A 23,780-nucleotide genomic window follows, 5' to 3' on the forward strand; every position below is an offset into this window, starting at 1 on the left:
TGCAGCGAACCAAGCCTACGGCCAATTGCCGTTGCGCTTCGGAATCTCAGCGGGCGCGTTCTGCGAAACTGCCGAGTAGTAACCTGCGGGAATGGTGGCCGTCGGATGCACAGCGGGTGCGCCGACTGCCTGTCTGGTCTCTACCCCATCAGGCTGCTCGGTTTCTTCGGCGAGCATGGAAATAACTGCGCGAATGGCTTCGATTTCTTTTTCGAGGCGCTTCATCGCAAGTTCTTTCTGTCGAAGCAAATCGTGAAGGCTCTTCATAGATTAGTGCTCTGGTGCGGGAATATAGCAACTCTGCTTCCAAAGTCAACAGGATTTGCGCCGCGCACGCCTTCGCCGTTCGGATTGTGCCGGTAGCAAGTCGCATTCCATGCCATTGACACTCGCGAGTTCACGCTACACACTTCCGGGACCCGATTTCGAACTATTTGGACCAGTCGCCATGAGCCACGAGCCACGCTCGCGCATAATCGCGCCACGCTGGGTGCCGCAAGCCGACACCGCGCGCCGCACTCTGCAGACAATACTGGCGTTCGCCTACGGTCTGCAGGTTGGGCAGACGCGCCGTCTGCACTCTGAGCTCATGGACCTCGCGCGCCAGGCACGGTTAGCGACCATGGCCGGTGGCGCGGCCATCGCCATCTCGAATCAGAATCAGTTTGAGTGCATCGCACGCAGCGGCGAGGCCGCGCCACAACTCGGATCGCGCCCTGAAGGCAACGTCGGACTTTCCGGAGAATGCATACGCACCGGCATTCCCCAACTGTGCGCCGATACCGAAACGCACCCAATCGTAGACCGAATGCACTCACGTGATTTCGGCGTGCGCTCCATCATCTATGTCCCGCTGCTGCGTGGTATGCAACCAGCGGGAGTGATTGGCGTCTTCTCCGGCGAATCGAACCACTTCGACATCCGTGACCTGAAGATGGTGAAGCTGATCGCACGCGAGGTGACGAAGCTTTTGCAGTGGGAGCGTGCTGCGGATTCGCTGCCCACCCCAGTCGTTTGCTCTGAACAACCGGCCATCGAAGCCTCCGAGCCTGCGAACCCGCCCGATGGCGTCGCTGAGAGCTTCCCCCAGTGCTCCAACGACGATTTCGCCAGCATGGCCGAGACGAGTATCGCAATAAGCGTTCCGGTTTTTGAAGTCCCGAGCTTTGATCTAACCGAGCACCGCACGAGTTCGCGGACGCTATTGCTAGTCTCCTCGGCATTGGCAATCATCGCCCTTATCGCGTTGTCGTGGCGGTTGGTTCCCAGGTCGATTTCGACTGACTCGGTCAACGTCGCGCAGAGCGCCCCTTCCCTGCCCGAACCCCAGGTGCTTCCTTCAGACGTGACGCACGTGACGCCAACAAATGAAATGGTTGTGCCCGGTTCTTCCGAGCCCGACTCTCCCCAGACACGCTCTCCTGAGACAGGTTCTCCGGTTCCACAATTAGCCGGAGTGCCTACAATAACCGCCGTCATTACGCAGGTCACCCCGGGCCATACGTTCGTCTCCGTCCGCCTAAGCGGACCAGCGCAGTTCCAAACGCACCAGCTCTCGAACCCAGACCGCATCTACGTTGACCTGCACGGCGTTGAACTTTCGCCGGAGATGAAGGTACGCGGGGTGGCATCGGCTGGAATGGTGAGGAACTTCCGCATCGGCAGGAACGCCGAAGGCGTTGTGCGGCTCGTGATGGAGTTAAACACTCCGTCCGCATACCTGGTCAGCGCGACCTCGAACCCGTACCTTATCGTCTTCGACTTGCAGCCGAAACCCGACAAAGCCAACTAATCCGCGCCACCAGAAAAAAGAAAGCCTGCCGCTCGGCAGGGCTCAGATTGTAGGCAGACTCGTGCACGTGGAAAAAAGACGTTGAGAGGTGAAGCGTCATCCTACAATCAACATCGTTGGCTCCTGCCCGAGTAGCCAGTTCTCTTCGCACAAAGACAACACTACTCCCGCTCGGAGCCAACGTCGTTATGAGATCAAGCGTAGCGAAGGATCTGCTTTGTGCTGTGCTGAGAACAAAGCAGATCCTTCGGTCGTGCCAAAAGCAGGCGCACCTCATGATGACTCGCTGACCGGTGAACTTGCCGTTCACGGAGTTGGGCTCAGCAGCTCAGCGGCTCAGTAGCTCGTGCGCCACTAAAACTTCTTCGGCGTGATCCTGTCTGCATCGATATACGGTCGCAGGGCCTCGGGGATCACAACGCTGCCATCTGCCTGCTGATAGTTTTCAAGGATCGCCACCCATGTGCGGCCCACGGCGAGCCCGCTGCCATTCAGCGTGTGCACGAGCTCAGTCTTGTTCTTCCCTTCCGGACGATAGCGAATGTTGGCGCGGCGCGCCTGGAAGGCTTCGAAATTGGAGCATGACGAGATCTCCCGGAACAATCCCTGGCCCGGCAACCAGACTTCCAGGTCGTAGGTCTTGGCGGAGGAGAAGCCCATGTCACCGGTACTTAGCGTCATGCGGCGATGGTGCAATCCCAATTTCTCCAGCACCTCTTCCGCGTCGCGGGTCAGTTTTTCGTGCTCGACATAACTCTCTTCAGGCTTGGCGAACTTCACCAGTTCGACTTTCTGGAACTGGTGCTGGCGGATGATGCCGCGCACATCTTTTCCATACGAACCAGCCTCGCTGCGGAAGCAAGGGGTGTAGGCCGTGAGCGAGATTGGAAGCCGCGCCGCGTCCAACACCTCATCGCGGTAAAGATTCGTAACTGGGACCTCGGCAGTCGGGATCAGCCACAGGTCACGCTCGCCATGCGGCACCCTGAACAGGTCTGCCTCGAACTTCGGCAACTGCCCGGTGCCGTACATTGACTCAGAATTCACGAGGTACGGCGGCATGACCTCGGTGTATCCGTGCTTCCTGGTATGCAGGTCGAGCATGAAGTTCATCAATGCTCGCTCCAGCTTCGCGCCCAGATCCCAATACACAGCGAATCGCGCGCCTGTAACCTTGGCGGCGCGGCCCAAGTCGAGGACGCCAAGCGCTTCGCCCAACTCCCAATGCGGCTTTGGCTGGAAGTCAAACTTGGGAGCGTCGCCCCAGCGCTTGACCTCCTGGTTCGCCGACTCATCCCGCCCAACCGGAACACTCTCGTGCGGCAGGTTCGGGATGCCAGACAGAATCCCGCGCAACTCCTTCTCGGCAGCCTCGGCCGTCTGCTCAAGCGCTGGAATGCGCTCGCGCATCTGCTTCGTCTCCTGAATCAGCTCGTCCGCGTTCTCTTTGTTCTTCTTTCGCCGGGCAATCTCTTCCGTCAGTTTGTTACGTTGCGACTTCAGAGTTTCCACTTCGGTAATCGCGGCGCGACGGTGCTGGTCGATTTCGTTGAAATCCTTCAGCACATCGCCGGGATTCATCCCGCGCTGCCGCAGCTTCTCTACCACGATCGGAAGATTGTCTCGTACGAATGCAAGATCGAGCATAGGTCCAGTCCCCTTGGCACCAGGCATGGGTGCATCGGCAAACAATAAATGTACCACTCACCTCGTTTGGATATTCGCCCGAGTAGTGCCGCGACGTGGCTTTCATGAACAGGCCAACTGCGAGGAACGGCAGGCGCGCTGGCCATGTTCTGCCGCACCCGATGTAAACTATTCGTGCTCATGCACAACAAACTTAAGCGCCTACCGGCCGTACTCATCGTCGCACTCCTGCTCGCATCGAGTGCGTTGGCTTCCGCTTATAACGCGCGCCCTAAACTCGTTGTCGTCTTCGTTGTCGACCAGCTTCGCGAGGACGTACTGGAGCGCTATCACGACCAGTTGACCGAGGGCGGCTTCCGTCTCATCCTGGACCGTGGCGCCTGGTTCACCAACTGCAACTACGAGTACGCCAACACGCGGACCGCTCCCGGACACGCGACCCTGGGTACCGGCTCCTACACGGTTGGGCACGGCATCATGTCGAACGGGTGGTACGACCCGGTACGCAAGCGCAACGTGCAAGCCGTCGAGGACGAGAATACGACCGTCGTCGGCGCAAGCGTCCGAGGCTCAGGCTCGTCGCCGCGCAACCTGCTTACCAGCACCTTCGCCGACGAACTCAAGCTTGCGACCGGTGGCCAGTCTCGCGTCTTCGGCATCGCGCTGAAGGATCGCGCCGCCATCCTTCCTGTAGGCTTTGCCGCCGATGGCGCCTTCTGGCTAGACCGTGCATCCGGGTTGTGGGTTACTTCCAGCTACTACATGAAGCAGTTGCCCGCGTGGGCCGCTGAGTTCAACTCCGGCCATCGCGCCGAGAAATATCTGAACCTGACTTGGAAGGATGCGGACGGCAAGACACTGCGCACCACTGTGCCGCAGAAGAAGCCGGATGGCACACCCGTAAGCTTCTACGACACAGTCGGTCCCACGCCGTTTGCCAATGACTACGAATTTGAGTTTGCCCGTGAACTCTTCGTAAAAGAAAAGCTTGGTACCGGCAAGACCACGGACCTGCTCAGCGTCAGTATTTCGTCGCACGATATTCTGGGCCACAAGGTGGGTCCCGATTCCGCCGAAGAGCGTGCGATGCTGCTTGCGCTCGACCGCCAGCTAGCCGAGTTCTTCGCATTCATCGGTCGCCAGATTGGGCTCGCGAACGTCACCATCGCCATCACGGCCGACCATGGCTCGTCGCCGCTGCCGGCCTACGCTGCGTCGCTTCGACTCCCGGCCGCGAACGTGAATCCCGACCAACTCGAGACAAAGGTGAACGCCGCGCTCTCCGCTCGCCTGGGCCGTCGCGCCGAATATATCCGCGACCTGGAGTTCCCTGTCTTCTACTTATCCGAGGAAGCGTTTGGCGCTGTAAATATGAAAGAAGCGGAGGCTGAAAGGGCCGTCGGCAACGAACTTTTGCAGAGCGGGTTCCGCGAGTTCTTTACGAAGTCGCAGCTCGCCAGCGGCGATTTGCCGCCTTCTGCATTCCGTCGTCGCTACTTCAACAGCTACTCGCCGTATTCGACCTGGTACGTGATGGGGCTGCCGGGACCGTTCGTGACCGGGTCAAAGTACGATCCGGTCGATCACTCCACGCCTTTCAGCTATGACACGCACGTTCCGCTCGGACTTTACGGACTTTCATTCCGCGCCGGCCAGTATCGTAGCGCTTGCGAGCCGGTGGATCTGGCAAGCACGTTGTCGTCCTTGCTTGGCGTCAACCCGCCGGCCAGCGCCATGGGACGCGTGCTCACAGAAGCCTTCGCCGACTCTCCCACGCCGAGCAGGACCAAGGAGCAAATGCGATGAGCCCACAGGACACAAAAACGCCCGAGAAACCGCTGCGCCCTCATGCGCCCGTTGCACTCGATATGAGCGTGCGCTTTGCCGGGATCACGTTCAAAAATCCTGTCATCGCAGCCGCCGGAACGTTCGGCTATGGCATAGAGTTCGAGGACATCGTCACGCTTGCCAAGCTCGGCGGATTCTGCGTTAAGGGACTCTCGCGCGAGCCGATGCCGGGTAATCCGCCGCCGCGATTGTTTGAAACCGCCGCGGGAATGCTGAACGCAATCGGGCTGCAAAACATCGGTGCAAGGGCTTTTGTTGAGGAGAAGCTGCCGCTGCTTCGCAAGGTGCCGAACACAGTAGTGATCGCGAATGTCTTCGGCTACACCGTCCAGGATTACGAAACGGTGATCCACATCCTTAACGAAGGGGAAGGCATCGCCGCTTACGAACTGAACGTCTCCTGCCCAAACACGAAGCACGGCGGCATCGCTTTCGGTCAGGACCCGGTTCTGCTCTCGGAAGTGGTCGCTTGCGCCAAGGGCGCCTCGCAACGTCCACTCATCGTCAAGCTCTCACCCAACGTCACCAGTATTCCGCAAATGGCGCGCGCCGCGGAAGATGCAGGAGCCGACGCGCTCTCGCTGGTCAATACCTTCGTCGGCATGTCCATCGATCCCGAAACGCGACGCCCACGCATCTCCAACATCACCGCCGGCCTCAGCGGTCCAGCTATCAAACCGATTGCGGTTCGCATGGTTTACGAGGCGTCTCACTCGGTAGAAATTCCCGTCATCGGCATGGGCGGAATCTCGACGGCGGAAGACGTAATCGAGTTTCTTCTGGCGGGTGCCGCAGCCGTGCAGGTAGGCACCGCAAATTTCTGGGATCCCTGCGCCTGCGAAAAAATCGTCGACTCGCTCGAACGCTGGTGCCTCGAACACCGCATTGGCGACATCACCGATCTCACCGGCGGCCTGATCACGCAATAGAGAAGGTCGCTACTGCCAGAAACTCAAACTTCGATGAGAAGATGCCTTCCGGCTCAGGACTGGCCGGAGATTTTAAGACGTAATTCTTCCGGAATGCGTTCGCGGATTTCCGGCGGTAAGCGATCATGCACCAGTCGCGCGCCTGTGCGCGCCGCTCCAACGACAACCAGCGGAGCCGGTGTAGAGATGGCAACAATGAGCCAGATGAGCGTTGAGAGTACAAACCCGCCAAGCGCCGCAATTTCCAGGATGAACGCGTGCTTCGGGCCAAAGTGCCGGATTATTCCGTAGCCGAACAGGAATACGACTGCCGACATTGAGGCAAGCACGATCAGCGAGATATCAATCGTGCGGTGGAGACGCTGCTTGCTGCGGCAACGTTCGCATGCAGCAAGATGGGCTTCGTAGTCGCCACACATTTCCGGCGCGAGACCCGAAATGTCGTAGCGCCACCCCGCCAGTATGCCTCCGACAACTCGATCTGTGCACTCGCTCATATCTTGTTTTGCTACAGCGTAAACGTCTCCAGCGGCTGATTCTGCGAAGCCAGCACAAGACGATTGTGCAACAAACTGCATCGCGATCCCAGCGCGCGTTCGGCGGCCACCCTCGCGATTTCAGGATGATTATTCGCTTCCGAAAGATGCGCCAGAATCAAAAAAGCCGCGTCACCATCATAGTCGCTGGCGAGGAATTCTGCGAGAGCCTCGTTCGACAAATGCCCCACCCGGCTCATAACCCGTTGCTTAACAGCCCATGGATACGGGCCTCCCCGCAACATCTCCAAATCGTGATTGGACTCGATCACCAGGCCGTGGCATTTGCGGATGTGCTCCTTCACGCTCGCCGGCATGTATCCGAGATCGGTTACTACGCCAAGCTTTACACCCTCAACATGGAAGGTGAACCCGACGGGGTCCACCGCATCGTGGGGAATCGTAAACGGAGTCACTTCGATGTCGCCGACCTGAAACTTGCGGCCCGATTCAAATATCTCAATGCGCTCGATGGAAACTTTGTTGCCTGCGCTGTCCCGCGCCCAACGCGACCATGCCTGGTGCGTTGCACCCGTCATGAATACGGGAATCCCAAACTTCTTCGCCATCACGTAAACGCCCTGCACATGGTCAGAATGCTCGTGAGTGATCAGGATGGCGTCGATTGCGCCGGGATCGTGCGCGCGCTCGGCCAGTCTCCGGCACGTCTCTTTGCAGGAAAGCCCTATATCCACAAGCAACGTGGTCCCGGACGATGAAATTGCCGTGCTGTTCCCGCCGCTGCCGCTGGCAAGGACCGTGAGGGATACACCCATTCCGCGAGAATAGCCGGAACGTAATCATTGCGGGAGTAGCTAGACAGTAACTCAGTGAAGTTCTTCATTCAGCTAGGCATCTCGACTGAACCGAACTGTTCGCAGCACACTGAGTCGAAACTCTATTTCTTACTGAATGAAATTTCTTGCAGAACACGGCGACCGAACATGCCGCCGAATGCGCCGGCGATGCCGGGCAGAATGATGATTACCGAACCATACAAACCGACGCGCGTAAATGTCGTGTAGTAGTTCAGTAGATTCGCGGTGAGCATGACAATTGGCACCATGATGCCGACGAGAAGCGTCCATCGCCAAGGCCGGCGCGGGCGCAAAAACCCCAGACACATGGTTGAGGCCACCACGAACAAGGCAGTCAACAGCGGGTCTTCCACGCCGACATGCACGATTCCGGAAGCAATACCCAGCAGCGAGCCAAGCACGTAAAACGGCCAGTCGCGCGTTTTCTCTTCCGTCATTCTCATGGCGCTGTTGTGCCCAGTAGCTCTCGAACCGTCCCGCGATCGTAAACGCCAGATTCGAAGAGCTTCGCGACGCTTACCCTGCGTCACTCGTACTTGTAGAAGCCACGTCCGGACTTGCGCCCCAGCCATCCGGCGTCCACCATCTTGATAAGCAAAGGGCAGGGGCGGTACTTGGGATCGCCTAGCCCGTTGTGCATGACGCGCATAATGTCAAGGCAGATGTCCAGGCCGATAAAGTCAGCCAGCGTCAGCGGGCCCATTGGATGCGCCATGCCAAGCTTGAATACCTCGTCCACCGCCTCGGGAGTCGCCACGCCTTCCATCACCGTGTAGATCGCTTCATTGATAAGCGGCATGAGCACTCGATTAGAAACGAACCCCGGCGCGTCATTCACTTCCACTGGAGTCTTCTCCAGTTTTAACGACAGCTCTTTCGTCGCCTGATACGTTTCGTGCGACGTGGCAAGTCCGCGGATGACTTCCACCAGCTTCATCATCGGAACGGGATTGAAGAAGTGCATGCCAATCACCTGCTCCGGACGCTTCGTCACGGCCGCGAGTTTCGTTATGGAGATGGAAGATGTGTTCGAAGCGAGAACAATTTCAGGGCGGCAAATCTGGTCGAGATCGCGGAAGATTTCCATCTTGATCTCGAAGCGCTCCGAGGCCGCCTCGACGATGAAGTCGCAGGCTGCGAGCTGCTTTCGGTCGAGCGCGGGCGTGATGCGCTTCAGAGCTGCATCGCGATCGTCAGCAGTAAGCTTGTTCTTGGCGACTTCGCGCTCGATGTTCTTCGTGATCGTCTGCATCCCGCGATCGAGAAAGCGCTGCTCGACGTCAACAAGCGTGACGCTATAACCGCTTTTGGCAAAAACGTGAGCAATGCCGTTGCCCATCGTGCCAGCACCGATAACGCCAACGTTCCTGATATCGCTTACACCCATCGCCATAATTGCCTCACGGAGGAGATATAGGAGCCCAACGCGCACACCCCACAGGCGCGCGAATCGCGGCACAAAGAACTGAGAAGTTTAACAGAAGGCCAGGAACCGGGGAGCGGGCGAGGTTAGTGAACCCTGATCGTCTGCGGGACTCCGGCGCGGTCTACCCTAAGCCGTGCTCCGGAAACAAAAATCCCGAGGCGTTCGGCCTCGGGACGAAGTTCGTGGTCGGCTCTAGCTACTTGTTTGCGGCAGTCGTCTGTGCGACATGCAGGCGGGCTTCGGCGCGCATGTGAGCCTCTTCGGCTCGCTTGTAGTCCACGTTCGGATCATTGCTCTTGAGCCACTGTTCGGCTCGGTCATGGGCCCTCTGTGCACGTGCAACGTCAATTTCCTCGGCGCGTTCAGCAGTCTCAGCCAGGATAGTGACCTTGTCCGGTAATACCTCGGCGAAGCCCCATGCGACGCAGAGTCGCGTGACCGTGCCCGCCGTGCGGTAAGTGATCGCACCCACAGCAAGTTCGGTAATCAGCGGAGCGTGTCCGGGCAGGATTCCGAGATACCCGTTTGCGCCGGGGATCTGCATCTCCTCGGCAACGTCCTTCACGACGAGCCGGTCGGGTGTGACAATTTCGAGTTCGAAAGTCTCTGCCATTCGTCAGTTTCCAGTTGCCGGATACCAGTTGCCAGTTGCCAGTTGCCAGTTATCAGTTCTCAGTTGCAAGCTCCAAGCTCAGTCGTGTGCTGTTGCTGGCAACCGGCTACTGACAACTATTTTCTTACGCAGTGGCCATTGCGCTCTTCAGCTTCTCTGCCTTTTCAAGCACTTCTTCGATTGCGCCGACCATGTAGAAGGCCTGCTCTGGGACGTTATCGTGCTTGCCTTCAATGATCTCGCGGAAGCTGCGCACCGTGTCCTCGATCTTGCAGTAGCGTCCTTTGATGCCCGTGAACTGCTCGGCAACGTGGAACGGCTGGGAGAGGAATTTCTGGATCTTGCGTGCCCGGGCGACGGTCAGTTTGTCGTCTTCGCTCAATTCGTCGATGCCGAGAATGGCGATGATGTCCTGCAAGTCCTTGTAGCGCTGCAGGATTCGCTTCACGCCCTGCGCCACGTCGTAGTGTTCCTGGCCGACGATGCGCGCATCGAGAATGCGCGAGGTCGAAGCAAGCGGATCGACGGCAGGGTAAATGCCGATTTCGGTCAAAGGACGCGAGAGCACGGTCGTCGCATCGAGGTGAGCGAAGGTGGTCGCGGGAGCCGGGTCGGTGAGATCGTCGGCGGGCACGTAAATCGCCTGCACGGACGTCACGGAACCGCGGTTCGTCGAGGTGATGCGTTCCTGGAGTTCGCCCATTTCGCTGGCTAGGTTTGGCTGATATCCGACGGCGCTCGGCATGCGGCCCAGCAGCGCGGAAACTTCAGAACCGGCCTGCGTGAAACGGAAGATGTTGTCTATAAAGAGCAGCGTGTCTGCGCCTTCGTGATCGCGGAAGTGCTCGGCCACAGTTAGCCCGGTCAGCGCTACGCGGAGACGCGCTCCGGGGGGCTCGGTCATCTGTCCGTAAATCAACGACGCTTTGGACTTTGACGGATCGCCTGGCGAGATAACACCCGACTCCGACATTTCCAGCCAGAGATCGTTGCCTTCACGGGTGCGCTCGCCAACGCCTGCGAACACGGAATATCCGCCGTGCTGCTTCGCAACGTTGTTGATAAGCTCCATGATGACGACCGTCTTGCCGACACCTGCGCCGCCAAACAGACCGATCTTGCCGCCCTTCAAGAAGGGCTGGATCAAGTCGATGACTTTGACGCCAGTCTCGAACATTTCGGCGCTGGTAGCCTGCTCGTCGAATGCAGGAGCGGGACGGTGGATCGGCATCTTCGTATCCGACTTAATCGGACCGAGTTGATCGACCGGTTCGCCGATCACGTTCATGATGCGGCCCAGCGTTTCGCGTCCCACCGGCACGCTGATAGGACCACCCATGTCGATGGCCTTCATGCCCCGAACCATGCCGTCCGTGGGCTGCATGGCGACACAACGCGCGCGTCCTTCGCCAAGGTGCTGCTGAATCTCAAGTACCACGTCGATGGGCTGGGGCACATTGAATCCGTCGCTGACGACGCGAACCGCCTGGTAAATAGGAGGCAGCTTCTGTTCGCTGAACTGCACGTCCACGGCGGGACCGGAAATCTGAATTACGTGTCCAAAGTTTTCCATAAAGTCTCTAAAAGTAAGTTTCTAAGCGGCTGAGCTTCTGAGCTACTAAGCTGACCCCAAATCCATTCTCATTCAATGCAAGCCCTGCAACACTGCGGCCCAGTGGCTTAGCGACTCAGTAGCTATAGCAGCTCAGCAGCTCTAAAGCGCTGCCGCGCCGCTGACAATCTCGATAATTTCTTTCGTGATCGAAGCCTGGCGCACTCGGTTCATGGTGAGCGTCAGCGAGTCGATCATGTCGGTAGCATTGTTCGTTGCCGAATCCATCGCAGTCATGCGGGCGGCATGCTCAGCGGCAACCGACTCCAGCATGGCGCGGAATACCTGTATGGCCACGTACTTGGGCAAAAGTGATCGGAACAAATCGCCCGCGGGCTGTTCGTAGATGTAGTCCACCGGGGCGGTTCCGAAAGTGGCGGCGCGACGATCGATCTCGCGCGTGTCCACCCCATATGCGCTCACTCCTGCGCTCTCGGCGGCTTCGGCTGCCCGCTTCTTCTGCTCGGCCGTAGGTTCGTCGGCCTGGAGAATCTCTTTTCTCTCGCCGATCTCTCCGATGGGCAGGATTTCGTCCACCACTAATCGCTGCACGATAACGGACTTGAATTCGTTGTAAAGCAGGTAAACGGCATCGATTTCGCCGCGAGTATAGCGATCGATCACACCCGCGGCGATCGCGCGCACCTGCGAGAAATCGAACTTGTTCAGCAGGCCCACCTGCTCACCAACCACCTGAACCGGGCCGTTGCGCTCTGCGCCAACTTCACCGGCGGGATAGCGGCGGCGGAAGATGTCGCGACCTTTGCGGCCGATAGCTTCGATGTCGATATTGCAATCCGCTTTCGATTCGATAAAACGGAATGCAGTCTTCAGGATGTTCGTGTTGAAAGCGCCAGCCAATCCCTTGTCGCCGGTTACGACGATGACGAGAATGTTGCGCTCGGGACGGCGCGCGAGTAGCGGATGGCGGGCTTCCCCGGTTTCCGGATCAAAGAGTTCGGAGCGCGACACCACGGACTTCAGCACGTTCGTGAGCATCTGCGCGTATGGACGCGCAGTAAGGGCGCGGTCCTGCGCGCGACGCAGTTTGGCGGCCGAGACCATCTTCATGGCCTTGGTGATCTGCCGCGTGTTGGTCACGCTTCGAATGCGCCGGCGAATGTCGAGTACGTTAGCCATTGATTTAGTTGCCAGTGGCCAGTTGCCAGTGGCCAGCTACTTCGGTCGCGGCTCACGGCCGCTACTTTGTTCAATAATCCTACTGCGTTCAAAGTCCGACAGCGTTCAGGATCTACAGTGCGCCAGCGGCAGTTGCGTGCTCGGCGGCAAAGCGTTCTTTTGCTTCGTTGATGACCTTCTTCAGATCGGCCTTGATCGCATCGTCGAGCACTTTCTTTTCTTCGATCGCTTTGAACAAGCCGGGGTTCATCGTCTCCACGTATGAGTAGAGGTGCTTCTCGAAGGCAGTAATCTGCTCAACCGGCAGTTCGTCAAGGAAGCCGTTGGTTCCGGCGTAGATGATAGTAATCTGCTTGGCGAACGAGAGCGGCTGGAACTGCGGCTGTTTCAACACTTCCACCAGGCGCTTGCCGCGATTGAGCTGCGCCTGCGTCGCTTTGTCCAGATCGCTGCCGAATTGCGCGAAAGCCGCCAGTTCACGGAACTGCGCAAGTTCAAGCTTCAGCGTTGCGCCAACCTGTTTCATCGCCTTGATGGCCGCCGAGAAACCGACACGGCTGACCGAAAGGCCAACGTTCACCGCCGGACGGATGCCGGAGTTGAACAAGTCCGATTCGAGGAATATCTGGCCATCGGTGATCGAAATAACATTCGTCGGAATGTAGGCCGAGACGTCTCCAGCCTGCGTTTCGATGATGGGCAGCGACGTCAACGACCCGCCGCCCTTCGCGTCGCTCATCTTGGAGGCGCGTTCCAGCAGGCGGGAGTGGAGATAGAACACGTCGCCCGGATAAGCTTCGCGACCCGGAGGACGACGCAGCAGCAAAGAGATTTCGCGATATGAGGCAGCGTGCTTCGAAAGATCGTCGTAAATAGTCAGCGCATGGCGTCCCGAATCGCGGAAGTATTCGCCAATGGCGCATGCGGCGTACGGAGCGATGTACTGCATCGGGGCCGGATCGGAAGCTGACGCCGAGACCACGATCGTATAGTCCATGGCACCGTTGTCTTCCAGAATCTTCACGACCTGTGCGACCGACGAACGCTTCTGGCCGATGGCGCAGTAGATGCAGATAAGTCCCTTGCCGCGGCTATTGATGATGGTGTCGAGCGCGATGGCGGTCTTGCCGGTCTGGCGGTCGCCGATGATGAGCTCGCGCTGTCCGCGGCCGATCGGGATCATGGCGTCAATGGCCTTGATACCGGTGGCCATGGGCTCGCGTACGGGTTGGCGATCAATCACGCCTGGAGCGACACGCTCAACGGGCAGGAACTGGTCAGTCGCAACCGGGCCCTTGTCGTCGATGGGCTGGCCGAGTCCGTTAACGACGCGGCCGATCATGGCATCGCCGACGGGCACGCTCATGATGCGTCCGGTGCGCTTGACCTCGTCGCCCTCTTTGATTTCGGTGTAATCACCCAGCACTACGGCACCGACCTGATCTTCTTCCAGGTTCATGGCAAGACCGGCCACACCATGCGGGAAGGCAAGCAGTTCGCCGGACATGACCTTATCGAGACCGTGAATGCGGGCGATACCGTCACCCAGGGAGAGCACTGTGCCAACTTCATCGACACTGATCTTGCTCTCGTAGTTCTCAATCTGCTCACGGATGAGTTGCGTGATCTCGTCTGCTTTGATCTGAGCCATAAAATCCAGTTGCCACTGGCCGGTAGCCAGCGACTGAAAACCTTTCGATTTGAATCCCTGTATTTACCACCGCGGCACGAATGCCGCGTAGCGCGCCGCGATCACTCGGCGCTTAACTCTTCCTTCAAACGCTGCAACTGTCCACGCACCGAACCGTCATACACGGTGGAACCAAGCTTCACCACGACGCCGCCAATAAGCCCAGCGTCGATACTGCTGCTTGCGGTCACCTGCTTACCAGTAAGTCGCGCGACCTGCATCTTGACGGCATCGATTTCGGCTTGCGAAAGGGCACGGGCGCTGGCGATCTCCACCTTAACCCGACCTAGGCGCTGGTTCAGTTCCATTTCGAACTGCCTTGCGATCTGCGGCAGCGCGGCGATGCGATGATGGTCCATCAGTACGGCAATGAAGTTGCGCAACGGCCGCGCAGCCCCAATGCGGGCGGCAATGGCGTCCAACAGATTTCGCTTCTGCTCGCCCGGAACAGATGGGTTCTCCCAGATTCCGCGCAACTCGGGCGCGGAGTCGAGCAGAGCGACAAAATCGCGCAACTGCTGAACGGTTGAGTCCGGGTCAAGCTTCATTTCCAGCACAACATCGGCGAAGGCGCGGGCGTAGCGACTCTCAAAGACGGCCATTTATTTTCCGTCCTTTCCATCGCGCCCAGGCGCAAGCTGATCGACGAAATCGCGAACAAGCGCCTCGTCCGTCGCGCCATCCACACGAATCTTTTTAGCCGCGAGATCGACGGCGATGGAGGCGGCATAAGCCTTCAACTCGCGACGCGCGCTCTTGGCTGCGGCGGCGATCTCCTGCTCGGCGGCAACTATGACGCGGCGGGCATCCTCATCCGCGAACTGGCGGATGCGCGCTTCTTCTGCTGCAAAATCTGTTTCAGCGGCGATACGGATATCGGCGACTTCGGCGTCCAGCCGATCCAGACGGCCCTGAACGGCAGCGAGACGGGCGTTCGCTTCTTCGCTGGCGCGGCGCGCTTCTTCCATTCCCTTCTGAATGCTGGCGGTGCGGGCGCGCATGGTGTTGCCCAGGTCAAGCTTCTTTACCAGGAGCCAGTAGAAGAAGATGGCGAGGATAACAAAATTCAGAACAAGGAAGACCCAGTAGGCGACTGCGGGGTGAATACCAATCGACGTGGCAAGCCGTTTGACCATGGGCGACTGCTTGAATGCCTGATGCCCGCCTTCACCTTCGGCTTCCTTGGATTCATGAGCGAGTTCACTATCCGCCGCGGCATTAGGATCGCCTGCCGCCTGCTGGTGTTCGGCGGACTCGCCCTGTACTGTCGGTGCGGGTTCGTGCTGCGCGTTCACGGCGGGAGCGGAGGCCGCAAACACGAATGCCAGAAGAATGACTCCGAAGATAGACCGATTTAGGATTTTCATCGCTGCCCGCCTATGGCCGGAATTTGTCCTTTGCCGGCGGGTTGCAGAATGGTGCGTATGATTTCCGACGCAAGTCTTTCGACTTCTACCTGAAGACCGGCTTTGGTGCCCTCAATATCCTGCTGCAAGGCCTGGCGGGCGGCCTGGACCTGAGCGTCGGCTCGGCCACGTGCTTCCGCCACTGCGGCGGCACGGGCCTGCTGCGCCTGTTGGCGGCGGGCTTCCTGCTGGCGGAAGATGGACGCACGCGCTTCCCGTAAACGCGATTCGTATTCCGACGTCTTGGCTTCGGCGGCGGCCACGTCGGCGCGAGCTTTCTCGATAGCGCCTTCCGTTCGGCTAAGGCGCTCGGCCAAAATGCCCTCGAGTGGGCGGTGCACCAGGAAGTGGTACACGGCATATACGAGGAGCAGGAGCACCGCTGTCGGCACGGCCCCAAGCAGTAATTCGCCTACTTGCCTAAGAGTCTGTTCCATCCTTATTTAGTAAGCCTAATGAGAGAATAGAAAGGGGTTCTGAACCGAGAAGATTAGCAGTCTTGACAGGATAGTGTCAACGAAAGCAGGCGCGGAACAAGGGCTGCGCTCTCTGAAACTCGGCAGATGCTGAGCTACTGAGCAGGATAAAATTGTCCTTCTGAGCGATGGGCTCAAGCCCGAGTCGAAGGATCCCTTGGCTGAAACCAAAATCGCGAAACTCCTGCATCGATGAGGGTTCCCGGCGTGAGTTGGCGCGAAAGGCAGGCCAGAAGCGCAGTTCGCCGAAACGCTTCCGCTACTCGCGAGTTCACTTGACAAGGTCAACCGCAGGGGTACCATAAAGCTATCACCTCCGATCCGAGTCGGGATCGAATGGGCGTGCGGCCAAGGAAATGTCACCGCTTCTTGGCCGCGCGCCTATTTTGGTTACCCCTCACTTTGTTCCCGCGCTGGGCGAACCATCCTTCTACTGTTCCAACATCCTGTTCCTCTGTTAACTTCCGGTGATGCACTCAAAACTGCTGTTCTTGATAGGAGTGTTGTTCGCGGTTTCGCCGTGGGCATCGCCGCCTCTGGCGCTCGGCGCGGGGTTGATCTTCGGCTTCGTCGCTACCCACCCCTACGCGAAGGAGTCGCGCAAAGGATCTAGATGGCTGTTACAGGCATCCGTGGTGGGGCTTGGGTTCGGCATGAATTTGTCCCAGGTGCTTCGCGCCGGGCGTTCGGGCATTGCGTACACGGCGGTGGGCATTGCATTTGCGCTGACGTTGGGCTGGGCGCTGGGCCGCATGATGAATGTGCATCCGCGTGCGGCTTTCCTGATATCGACGGGGACAGCGATCTGTGGCGGAAGCGCAATCGCCGCCGTGGGACCGATCACCGGCGCAACAGAAGACGAGATGTCCGTTTCGCTGGGAACGGTCTTCATACTCAATTCCGTCGCACTGATCATTTTCCCCATTATCGGCACGGCCATGGGACTTACTCAGCAGCAGTTTGGATTGTGGGCAGCGCTGGCAATCCATGACACGAGTTCCGTCGTAGGAGCGACGGCTAAGTTCGGAGCCGTGGCGCTCGCCGTGGGTACGACGGTGAAATTGGCTCGCGCTCTCTGGATCATCCCTGTTTCTCTGGGCGTGGCGGCCTTACAGCGCAGGAAGGCATGCTCGGCGGAAACCGGCGCTCGCGCTGGCGTGCAGGTGCCGTGGTTCATCTTCCTATTCGTGCTTGCGGCGGTTGTGAATTCCTATGCGACGGCCGGCGCGCAGGTGTGGAGCGCGCTCTACCACGCTGGACGAATCGGGCTCACACTGACGCTGTTCCTCATCGGCGCAAGTCTCTCGCCCGCGCAGATCAAGCGAGTGGGCGTGCGTCCGCTGCTACAGGGCATCGTTCTCTGGTTGATCGTCGGCGCCCTGGGTCTGGCCCTCATTCGCGGGGGCTGGGTGCAACTGTAAGCCGTCACGTGCAGAATCGGGCAGGGCCACAAGTTCTAGCGGCAACACTTCATGTGAACTTGGCTACCGCTTAGAACCGCGTGCGCGCGTGGCGACTTCGAATTCACGCAGGCGGCGTGCCACGGACTCCGGCACCTGCGCCTCTATATCTACCAATCCATCCTGATATTCGCGTGAGTTGATGCGCGCCCTGGCGTCGAGCAGAGAAAGCAGTTTGCCCTCTGACTGAGGTACGCGCACGTGCATGAGGCGGAGTGGGTTCTGCTCGATGGCGTGATCGATAGCTTCGAGCAGGCGTTCCAGGTTGATACCTTTTGCGGCCGAAACGTGCACCGTCTTGTCGTTGTCGATGAGCGATTCGCGCCTGGTGGCGGGTAGCATATCGGTCTTATTTACTACGTTGATGCAGGGCTTGTCATATGACTCCAGTTCGCGTAACACGCCTTCCACCTGCACCTTCTGTTCGGCTGCATAGGGAGAAGTCGCGTCGCTGACGTGCAGCAGCAGAGCGGCGCGCTTCACCTCTTCCAGAGTGGCGCGGAACGCAGACACGAGGGTGTGCGGCAAGTTGCGGATGAAGCCGACGGTGTCCGAAAGCAGGACCTGGCGGCGTGACGGAAGCGTGACCGACCGCAGCGTGGGGTCAAGCGTGGCGAACATGCGCTTCGACTCAAGAACTCCGGCGCGAGTGAGCGCATTGAACAGCGTCGATTTCCCAGCGTTGGTATAGCCAACAAGGGCAACGGTGGCTACGGGAACAGATTCGCGACGCTGGCGTTGCTGAGAACGAATTCGGCGAACGTTCTCAAGCTGTTCCTTGACGTGGCGTACTCGGCGATAGATCTTGCGGCGGTCCGTTTCGAGTTGCGTTTCGCCGGGACCGCGTGTTCCGATGCCTCCGCCAAGCTGCGACATCTCAATGCCGCGTCCGGCGAGACGCGGCAAGAGGTACTCCAACTGTGCGAGTTCCACCTGGAGCTGACCTTCGCGTGTGCGGGCATGGCGCGCAAAGATGTCGAGAATAAGCTGCGTTCGATCGATGACGCGGCACTTCAATTCGGCTTCCACATTGCGTTGCTGCGACGGCGTGAGTTCATGATCGAAGATAACGAGATGGGCATCCGCGGACGCAATCGCTCCGGCAATCTCTTCCAGTTTGCCGCGCCCAACAAGCGTTGCGGAATCGGGTCGATCTCGATGCTGCAGGAAGCGGCCAACGATGGTTGCCCCTGCACTCGACGCAAGTTCGGCAAGTTCATCGAGCGACTCTTCGGCGGTGAATGGAAGCGCCCGGTCTTCGGCCAGGTCGGCGGACGCAGCGAGCGCGCTGCGTGCCGCGCGAGCGGACGCCGGTATTGGCGCGATGCGACCGGCGCGCGAAGCGCCGGTCTTCACATCGTCATGATCTGCCAGTTCGGCTTTGGGAGACGTATCGCGACGCCGCAGGCGATAATCGACGCCTACCAGGAACGCGCGTTCCTGGTCCGCAGCTCCGTGCGGATCATGGGAAGTGCGTGCGCCGAGAATGCGGTGATGCAGATTCGTATGCTTAGGGCCGCGCGGAATACTAGCTCTCCGTATTGTTGGGCGGAGTGGCGGTTGCAGGCTGTGAAGCCTGGGCGGTCTGCGGAGTGACTACGCGCGGTTCGCGCTCGCCGGGCGAACCTGGCGGGTGCATGGGACGCGCCATAACGACAGTCGAAATGGCGTGCTTGAAGATGAGCTGCTCCTGGTTGTTCGTGTCCAGCACCACGGAATACTTATCGAAAGACCGGATACGTCCAGAAAGTTTGACGCCGCTGAGCAAGTAAATGGTGATGACTGCCTTATCCTTGCGAGCTGTGTTCAGAAATGAGTCCTGAATGTTCTGTGCTGGCTTGTTGTCCATAAGTTTTGGTGTCTCCTTGGTCAAACAGCCAATTGCTGAGTAAACAGCCAACCACCTGTGTTGCGCGTTATTGATGTGCCGACGACTACCCTGCGCATGGGCGGCCAGACACGACTACGATACGGCTGCGGAGACTCAAATTCAACCTCCGCAGAGTTGTTGCCCGGGCAGTATAGAATGCGCCTGCGCGGAAAGCATCTACCGATAGATGCACGCCTGGTAGCTGCCGCGGAATTCTTTTCAGCGCGCAACCTTAACGCGCAACCTTACCTTAGACGTACCAGGAGGACAAATGTACACAAGCTCTGTTGCGGAGCTGGCGCCGCATATCATTTTCCCTCAAGATGCGAATACGAACGTGTTGATGATGCTCCGCTGGGTGCATTTCCTCGCCGGCATCGCCTGGGTGGGCCTGCTGTACTTTTTCAACCTGGTGAACGTTCCCCTAATGCGCGAACTGGACGCCACGACCAGGGGCAAAGTAGTGCCAACGCTGATGCCGCGCGCCCTGTGGTGGTTTCGCTGGGCTTCCGTCGTGACCGTCTTCGCGGGTGTCTGGTACTGGATGGTGATCGTCGGAACCGACAAGCGCAATGCAATTGCCGAAGGCGTGAACGCGAGTGGGGGAGCAGCAATCGGCAGCTTCTTCGGTATATGGACTCTGGCGTCCGTGCTGATGATTGGCATACTGATGATGGGCAAGTTGAACGACCGAGGCGTGCTGCTGGGCGTCATCGTTGCCGTGATCGTGATCGCCGCGTCGTGGGTTTTTCTTGCGGTGAACTCGCAGGGATGGGAAAGCAATCGCCTGCTGGCGATTGGGGTCGGCGGAGGGCTGGGCTGGGTCATGATGATGAACGTCTGGGGCATCATCTGGCGCGCGCAGAAGAAACTAATTCGTTGGACGGCCGAGAGCGCCGCGAAAGGAACTCCGATGCCGGCAGAAGCGGCGAAGCTCTCGCGGTTGGCCTTCGTGGCATCGAGAGCAAACTTCTGGCTGTCGTTCCCTATGTTGTTCTTTATGGGCGCGGCGTCGCACTATCCGATGTTTGGCAGGTAGGGTTTGGCAGGAAGATGTCAGGTCGCTAGTTCTAAATAATTGGGGAAGCCCTCACAGGCTTCCCCTTTAGTTTTCAGGACCGCAGATATGTTGCAAACCTTAGAACGAGTACTTCACTTTGAAACGAAGCGTACGGCCACCCTCGCGGGTGTTGTACTCGTCGCCGAAGTACTTGCTGCGCACGTTGTAGTTCACGTTCCCAAGATTCGGGTGATTGAATATGTTGAACATCTCGGTACGGAACTCGAACTGATGTCCTTCCATAGGCAGCTTGAAGCGACGAACGATGCCCATATCCCAGTCCTGACGCCCCGGACCGATCAACGTATTGCGGCCTACATTGCCGATACCCGGCTGTATGAGCCAGTGCACATCGTTAACGGTAACGGGGGTGACCGTCCCTCCGTGCTGGTAATAATCGTGACCGTCGTACAGCTTTCCGGCAGTCTGCTTGATGAACGATCCGTCAATCGCCCAGCGCGTGATGGGTGCAGCCGGGTTACCGAGATTCGGGCGGTTGTTGCCCGCGTTTAAGTCTTGGTCTGTATCCGTGCCGTTGATGTAGACGGTCTCAGGAGCGCCGGCCTGGAAGGAGGTCGTTCCCGATAGTTGCCAATCGCGAGCAATGTAGGAGATTCCATTCAGGAAGCTCTTGCTGAACTTCATGTTCGGAATGTCGTACACGTAGGTGAGTACCAGGCGCTGGCGGCGATCATAAGCCGAGAGGCCGCGTTCGAGTGCGCGGGTGCTCTGCGCGTACGAACTGCCGCCCGTGCTCGTGAACACTTCGGAGCCGGTATCGATCATCTTCGAATAGGTATATGCCGCACGGAACAGCAGGCCGTTCGTGAAGCGGCGATCGACCTTCACGTTCAATCCATGATAGATAGAGTCGCCGGAGTTGGTGCGGACACCGTAATTGCCTACGTTCGGGTTCAGGCGAACGCCGTTGACGCCGGGGTTGAGCTGATCGTTGACGAACAGGCGAATACCGCGGCTTCCGACGTAGGCAGTTGTCAAGGTAAAGCTGCCGGGCAACTCACGCTGAATATCCAAGTTCCACTGGTGCGTGTTGGGGGCAACCAGGTTGTTGGCGACTCCTGTGATGGCAGCCGTCGGGCTGTACACAGAGTTCATGTTGGGGATCAACTCCATGGCGCCAGAGAGACCACGCCCGCCGACAGGAGCCTGAATCGTCGTACCCATTACATTCGGGCTGCTGGCTGCTGAGTTTACGAGGATGTTGTTGAAGAATGTGTCATAGAACATGCCGTAGCCGGCACGGATGACCGTCTTGTTGTCGCCGAAGAGACCATTCCAGAACCGCGGAGTGTAGGCGACGCCAACGCGAGGTCCAAAGTTGTTGTAATCCGGCTGGAGCTCGTGCCGAACCGGCGTCACCATGAACGGACTGTTCATGTCGATTGCCGGATAAGGCAGAACGTTGATCGGCGTTCCGTAATATTCGTAACGAATGCCGTAGTCGAGCGTCAGGTTCGGACGCAGCTTCCACGTATCCTGTATGTAGTAGGCCTGAGTGAGCTGGTTCGGGTAAACGACCGGGCTGCCGAAGACCTTTCCGGCCTGTGCGCTGGCGCCAGTGAAGTTGTCGATGAAATTGGCCAGAGCCGTGTAGCCGCCACCGTCGGTGAAGCCAATGGTGCCACGCGAGTTGAACGGAACGTTAGCCTTCACCTGGGCACGAGAAACGTCCGCGCCGATTTTCGTGGTGTGGTTACCCCAGCTGAACGAGAGCGCGTCCTGGTACTGGAACGTGTTCATCAAACGGCCTTGCGGGAAAGCTGCATTCACACCGTAGGTCAGCAGGTTCGCAATCGTGACCTGCTCCTGCTGTGCCGCTGCACCGTTCGGGTCCGCCAGCCAGAAGCCGGCATTCATGCGGCCAAACGAAAAACGGAACTCGTTGACCATCTTCTGCGAGAGCGTGCGTACCCAGGTGATTCCGAGGTTCTGCTTGCGGCCGCCCTGCTCCGTGTCATAGCCCGGAAGCGCGCTGCCATTGTTGTAGAAATCAGGCGTAAGGATGTTGTCGTCGAAGATGTAGCGGAAGCTGAAGCTGTCCTTCGAGGTTGCGAGCCAGTCGACGCGCGCGTTCCACTGCACATCGTCGTTGACCTGGGCGATGCCGCCACGCTGGACCGTGCCAACCTCAATTGCCGGGCGGCCGTCGCCGAGCGCGATCGTGCCGAAATTGGTTTTGCCGCGAAGGCCGCCGATCGCCTGGAGCAACTGGTCAACGCGGGAGTTCACACCCAGCGACTTCAGGGTCGCAACGCCCTGTTCGGTCGGAATCGTCAACTGACCGCCCTGCGCGGAGGAGCGTGTTTTGTCCCACTGCGAAGTCGCGAAGAAGAACAGTTTGTCCTTCTTTACCGGGCCACCGATCGCGAATCCGTAAGTGTTCTCACGGTACTTTTCCATGTCATCGCGCGTGACGCCTGCCAGGCCGTCTTCGGCCGGAATGGCTTCCAGTGCGCTGTTTTGGTGCAGTTCCCAGAGGGAGCCATGGAACTGGTTGGTGCCGCCCTTGGTTACAACGTTCGTTACCGAACCGCCACCGCGACCGAATTCAGCAGCGTACGAGTTGGTAAGGATGACCACTTCGCCGATCGCTTCGGCGTTCTGCGGCTGCAGAGACTGGCCGTTGAGCGAGGTGTCGTTGTTGTCCTGGCCGTCAATCAGGAAGTTGTTGGAGCGCGGGCGCGTACCGTTCACCGAGAAGCTGACGCCATTGGTGAACTTCTCGCGGGCGGAGTTCGCCACGACGCCGGGCTGCGTGAGTACGAGCGAGATCGGGTTCAGGCCGAGAATCGGAAGCTCGGTGATCTCTTTGGGCTGAATGTTGTGGCTGAGTTCGCCGGACTCTGTCTGCACCCTTGTGGCCGACGCTTCGACCGTCACGGTTTCAGCATTGCCACCGATCTGCAACTTGCCGTTGGTGCTGGTGATGGTAGAAGCGGTGACTTCCACCTTTGAGATCGTCAGCGGGGCAAAGCCCTGCATCGTAATTGAAACGGTGTAGGTGTCCGGGGTGAGCGCGTCCATACGATACTGGCCGTTCGGACCTGTAACCGCTGTACGAGTTTCGCCCATCGAGCCTTTGGCCGTCACGGAGGCGCCTGCGATTACGGCACCTGTATTGTCCGTGATCGTGCCACCGAGAGTGCCCTTCGAGGTCTGCGCAAACGCCGCACCGGTGACGAGCACCAAAATGGCGACGATCGTGACCAGGGTACGAACTATCGATGATTGCTTCACTTCGTTCTCCAAATTTAAAAGTGGTGTGATGAGTTAAGGGCCTCCACGCGCATTTCTATGCGCGCGGTCAAAATAGATTCATTACCTGTGAACGCTGGAAGTAATAAAGCAACTTGCGTTCCAAATACGAAATTGATGTAAGTGTCTGAATCGTCTACACCGCTTGAGAAGCGAAATCGACCGAGGCTCCCAATTTCTG

At 58.6% G+C, this 23,780-nt stretch carries 21 protein-coding genes; 5 read left to right on the forward strand and 16 right to left on the reverse strand.

Translation table 11 applies throughout. The features are described from left to right. Window positions 1-15: 15 nt before the first annotated feature. Complete coding sequence (locus VN622_09370) at window positions 16-267, reverse strand: hypothetical protein (GenBank protein ID HWR36063.1); 252 nt, start codon at window positions 265-267, stop codon at window positions 16-18. Window positions 268-448: 181 nt separating this feature from the next. Here VN622_09370 and VN622_09375 point away from each other — a divergent pair, with 181 nt between their 5' ends. Further along, window positions 449-1,792 (forward strand): GAF domain-containing protein, encoded by a 1,344-nt coding sequence (locus VN622_09375; GenBank protein ID HWR36064.1) that lies wholly within the window; start codon window positions 449-451, stop codon window positions 1,790-1,792. Between the two features lie 354 nt (window positions 1,793-2,146). Here the strand turns inward: VN622_09375 and serS are convergent, their stop codons facing one another. Then, complete coding sequence (serS, locus tag VN622_09380) at window positions 2,147-3,439, reverse strand: serine--tRNA ligase (protein HWR36065.1); 1,293 nt, start codon at window positions 3,437-3,439, stop codon at window positions 2,147-2,149. A gap of 180 nt (window positions 3,440-3,619) precedes the next feature. On the opposite strand from serS, the gene VN622_09385 reads away from it, so the two are divergent. Then, window positions 3,620-5,245 carry an alkaline phosphatase family protein gene (locus tag VN622_09385; GenBank protein ID HWR36066.1) on the forward strand — a complete coding sequence of 542 codons (1,626 nt, stop codon included), beginning with the start codon at window positions 3,620-3,622 and terminating at the stop codon, window positions 5,243-5,245. A 62-nt stretch (window positions 5,246-5,307) separates the two neighbouring features. Next, window positions 5,308-6,216 (forward strand): dihydroorotate dehydrogenase, encoded by a 909-nt coding sequence (locus tag VN622_09390; protein ID HWR36067.1) that lies wholly within the window; start codon window positions 5,308-5,310, stop codon window positions 6,214-6,216. A gap of 53 nt (window positions 6,217-6,269) precedes the next feature. On the opposite strand, the gene VN622_09395 is transcribed toward VN622_09390, so the two are convergent. The 11 genes from VN622_09395 to VN622_09445 all read right to left on the reverse strand — a co-directional run bounded on the left by VN622_09395 (window position 6,270) and on the right by VN622_09445 (window position 15,894). After that, window positions 6,270-6,713, reverse strand: coding sequence for a hypothetical protein (locus VN622_09395; GenBank protein ID HWR36068.1), 444 nt, complete (start codon window positions 6,711-6,713; stop codon window positions 6,270-6,272). An 11-nt stretch (window positions 6,714-6,724) separates the two neighbouring features. Next, window positions 6,725-7,528, reverse strand: a complete 804-nt coding sequence (locus tag VN622_09400) for an MBL fold metallo-hydrolase (protein ID HWR36069.1) — start codon at window positions 7,526-7,528, stop codon at window positions 6,725-6,727. Between the two features lie 122 nt (window positions 7,529-7,650). Further along, window positions 7,651-8,007 (reverse strand): hypothetical protein, encoded by a 357-nt coding sequence (locus VN622_09405; protein HWR36070.1) that lies wholly within the window; start codon window positions 8,005-8,007, stop codon window positions 7,651-7,653. Between the two features lie 89 nt (window positions 8,008-8,096). Then, window positions 8,097-8,957, reverse strand: coding sequence for a 3-hydroxybutyryl-CoA dehydrogenase (locus VN622_09410; protein ID HWR36071.1), 861 nt, complete (start codon window positions 8,955-8,957; stop codon window positions 8,097-8,099). Between the two features lie 235 nt (window positions 8,958-9,192). After that, complete coding sequence (locus tag VN622_09415) at window positions 9,193-9,609, reverse strand: F0F1 ATP synthase subunit epsilon (GenBank protein ID HWR36072.1); 417 nt, start codon at window positions 9,607-9,609, stop codon at window positions 9,193-9,195. A gap of 124 nt (window positions 9,610-9,733) precedes the next feature. Beyond that, window positions 9,734-11,182 (reverse strand): F0F1 ATP synthase subunit beta, encoded by a 1,449-nt coding sequence (atpD, locus tag VN622_09420; GenBank protein ID HWR36073.1) that lies wholly within the window; start codon window positions 11,180-11,182, stop codon window positions 9,734-9,736. Window positions 11,183-11,323: 141 nt separating this feature from the next. After that, on the reverse strand, window positions 11,324-12,361 hold the full coding sequence (atpG, locus tag VN622_09425; GenBank protein HWR36074.1) for an ATP synthase F1 subunit gamma: 1,038 nt from the start codon (window positions 12,359-12,361) through the stop codon (window positions 11,324-11,326). 112 nt (window positions 12,362-12,473) lie between these two features. After that, window positions 12,474-14,012 carry a F0F1 ATP synthase subunit alpha gene (gene atpA, locus VN622_09430; protein HWR36075.1) on the reverse strand — a complete coding sequence of 513 codons (1,539 nt, stop codon included), beginning with the start codon at window positions 14,010-14,012 and terminating at the stop codon, window positions 12,474-12,476. 101 nt (window positions 14,013-14,113) lie between these two features. Then, window positions 14,114-14,653 (reverse strand): ATP synthase F1 subunit delta, encoded by a 540-nt coding sequence (atpH, locus tag VN622_09435; GenBank protein HWR36076.1) that lies wholly within the window; start codon window positions 14,651-14,653, stop codon window positions 14,114-14,116. Beyond that, window positions 14,654-15,418: an ATP synthase F0 subunit B gene (locus VN622_09440; protein ID HWR36077.1), complete on the reverse strand. Its 765-nt coding sequence runs from the start codon at window positions 15,416-15,418 to the stop codon at window positions 14,654-14,656. After that, on the reverse strand, window positions 15,415-15,894 hold the full coding sequence (locus VN622_09445) for a hypothetical protein (protein ID HWR36078.1): 480 nt from the start codon (window positions 15,892-15,894) through the stop codon (window positions 15,415-15,417). Before VN622_09445 ends, VN622_09440 begins: the two co-directional genes overlap by 4 nt. Before the next feature lie 509 nt (window positions 15,895-16,403). Between VN622_09445 and VN622_09450 the strand changes: the two genes are divergently transcribed. Continuing rightward, complete coding sequence (locus tag VN622_09450) at window positions 16,404-17,354, forward strand: putative sulfate exporter family transporter (GenBank protein ID HWR36079.1); 951 nt, start codon at window positions 16,404-16,406, stop codon at window positions 17,352-17,354. 63 nt (window positions 17,355-17,417) lie between these two features. Here the strand turns inward: VN622_09450 and hflX are convergent, their stop codons facing one another. Together hflX and hfq are read right to left on the reverse strand one after the other, a co-directional pair. Further along, the gene (gene hflX / locus VN622_09455; GenBank protein HWR36080.1) at window positions 17,418-18,749 is read right to left on the reverse strand and encodes a GTPase HflX; all 1,332 of its coding nucleotides are present in this window, start codon (window positions 18,747-18,749) and stop codon (window positions 17,418-17,420) included. A 172-nt stretch (window positions 18,750-18,921) separates the two neighbouring features. Then, window positions 18,922-19,242 carry an RNA chaperone Hfq gene (gene hfq / locus VN622_09460; GenBank protein ID HWR36081.1) on the reverse strand — a complete coding sequence of 107 codons (321 nt, stop codon included), beginning with the start codon at window positions 19,240-19,242 and terminating at the stop codon, window positions 18,922-18,924. Between the two features lie 292 nt (window positions 19,243-19,534). On the opposite strand from hfq, the gene VN622_09465 reads away from it, so the two are divergent. Then, the gene (locus VN622_09465; GenBank protein HWR36082.1) at window positions 19,535-20,302 is read left to right on the forward strand and encodes a urate hydroxylase PuuD; all 768 of its coding nucleotides are present in this window, start codon (window positions 19,535-19,537) and stop codon (window positions 20,300-20,302) included. Between the two features lie 99 nt (window positions 20,303-20,401). On the opposite strand, the gene VN622_09470 is transcribed toward VN622_09465, so the two are convergent. Beyond that, on the reverse strand, window positions 20,402-23,581 hold the full coding sequence (locus tag VN622_09470; protein HWR36083.1) for a carboxypeptidase regulatory-like domain-containing protein: 3,180 nt from the start codon (window positions 23,579-23,581) through the stop codon (window positions 20,402-20,404). Window positions 23,582-23,780: the final 199 nt, after the last annotated feature.

The sequence above is a fragment of the Clostridia bacterium genome (genome assembly GCA_035561135.1).
Classification (GTDB): Bacteria; Acidobacteriota; Terriglobia; order Terriglobales; family Acidobacteriaceae; genus DATMYA01.

Bases quoted from the DNA above. Each gene is read 5' to 3' on its own strand.
- VN622_09370 (HWR36063.1), bottom strand. From the start codon at position 267: ATGAAGAGCCTTCACGATTTGCTTCGACAGAAAGAACTTGCGATGAAG.
- VN622_09375 (HWR36064.1), top strand. From the start codon at position 449: ATGAGCCACGAGCCACGCTCGCGCATAATCGCGCCACGCTGGGTGCCG.
- serS (HWR36065.1), bottom strand. From the start codon at position 3,439: ATGCTCGATCTTGCATTCGTACGAGACAATCTTCCGATCGTGGTAGAG.
- VN622_09385 (HWR36066.1), top strand. From the start codon at position 3,620: ATGCACAACAAACTTAAGCGCCTACCGGCCGTACTCATCGTCGCACTC.
- VN622_09390 (HWR36067.1), top strand. From the start codon at position 5,308: ATGAGCGTGCGCTTTGCCGGGATCACGTTCAAAAATCCTGTCATCGCA.
- VN622_09395 (HWR36068.1), bottom strand. From the start codon at position 6,713: ATGAGCGAGTGCACAGATCGAGTTGTCGGAGGCATACTGGCGGGGTGG.
- VN622_09400 (HWR36069.1), bottom strand. From the start codon at position 7,528: ATGGGTGTATCCCTCACGGTCCTTGCCAGCGGCAGCGGCGGGAACAGC.
- VN622_09405 (HWR36070.1), bottom strand. From the start codon at position 8,007: ATGACGGAAGAGAAAACGCGCGACTGGCCGTTTTACGTGCTTGGCTCG.
- VN622_09410 (HWR36071.1), bottom strand. From the start codon at position 8,957: ATGGGTGTAAGCGATATCAGGAACGTTGGCGTTATCGGTGCTGGCACG.
- VN622_09415 (HWR36072.1), bottom strand. From the start codon at position 9,609: ATGGCAGAGACTTTCGAACTCGAAATTGTCACACCCGACCGGCTCGTC.
- atpD (HWR36073.1), bottom strand. From the start codon at position 11,182: ATGGAAAACTTTGGACACGTAATTCAGATTTCCGGTCCCGCCGTGGAC.
- atpG (HWR36074.1), bottom strand. From the start codon at position 12,361: ATGGCTAACGTACTCGACATTCGCCGGCGCATTCGAAGCGTGACCAAC.
- atpA (HWR36075.1), bottom strand. From the start codon at position 14,012: ATGGCTCAGATCAAAGCAGACGAGATCACGCAACTCATCCGTGAGCAG.
- atpH (HWR36076.1), bottom strand. From the start codon at position 14,653: ATGGCCGTCTTTGAGAGTCGCTACGCCCGCGCCTTCGCCGATGTTGTG.
- VN622_09440 (HWR36077.1), bottom strand. From the start codon at position 15,418: ATGAAAATCCTAAATCGGTCTATCTTCGGAGTCATTCTTCTGGCATTC.
- VN622_09445 (HWR36078.1), bottom strand. From the start codon at position 15,894: ATGGAACAGACTCTTAGGCAAGTAGGCGAATTACTGCTTGGGGCCGTG.
- VN622_09450 (HWR36079.1), top strand. From the start codon at position 16,404: ATGCACTCAAAACTGCTGTTCTTGATAGGAGTGTTGTTCGCGGTTTCG.
- hfq (HWR36081.1), bottom strand. From the start codon at position 19,242: ATGGACAACAAGCCAGCACAGAACATTCAGGACTCATTTCTGAACACA.
- VN622_09465 (HWR36082.1), top strand. From the start codon at position 19,535: ATGTACACAAGCTCTGTTGCGGAGCTGGCGCCGCATATCATTTTCCCT.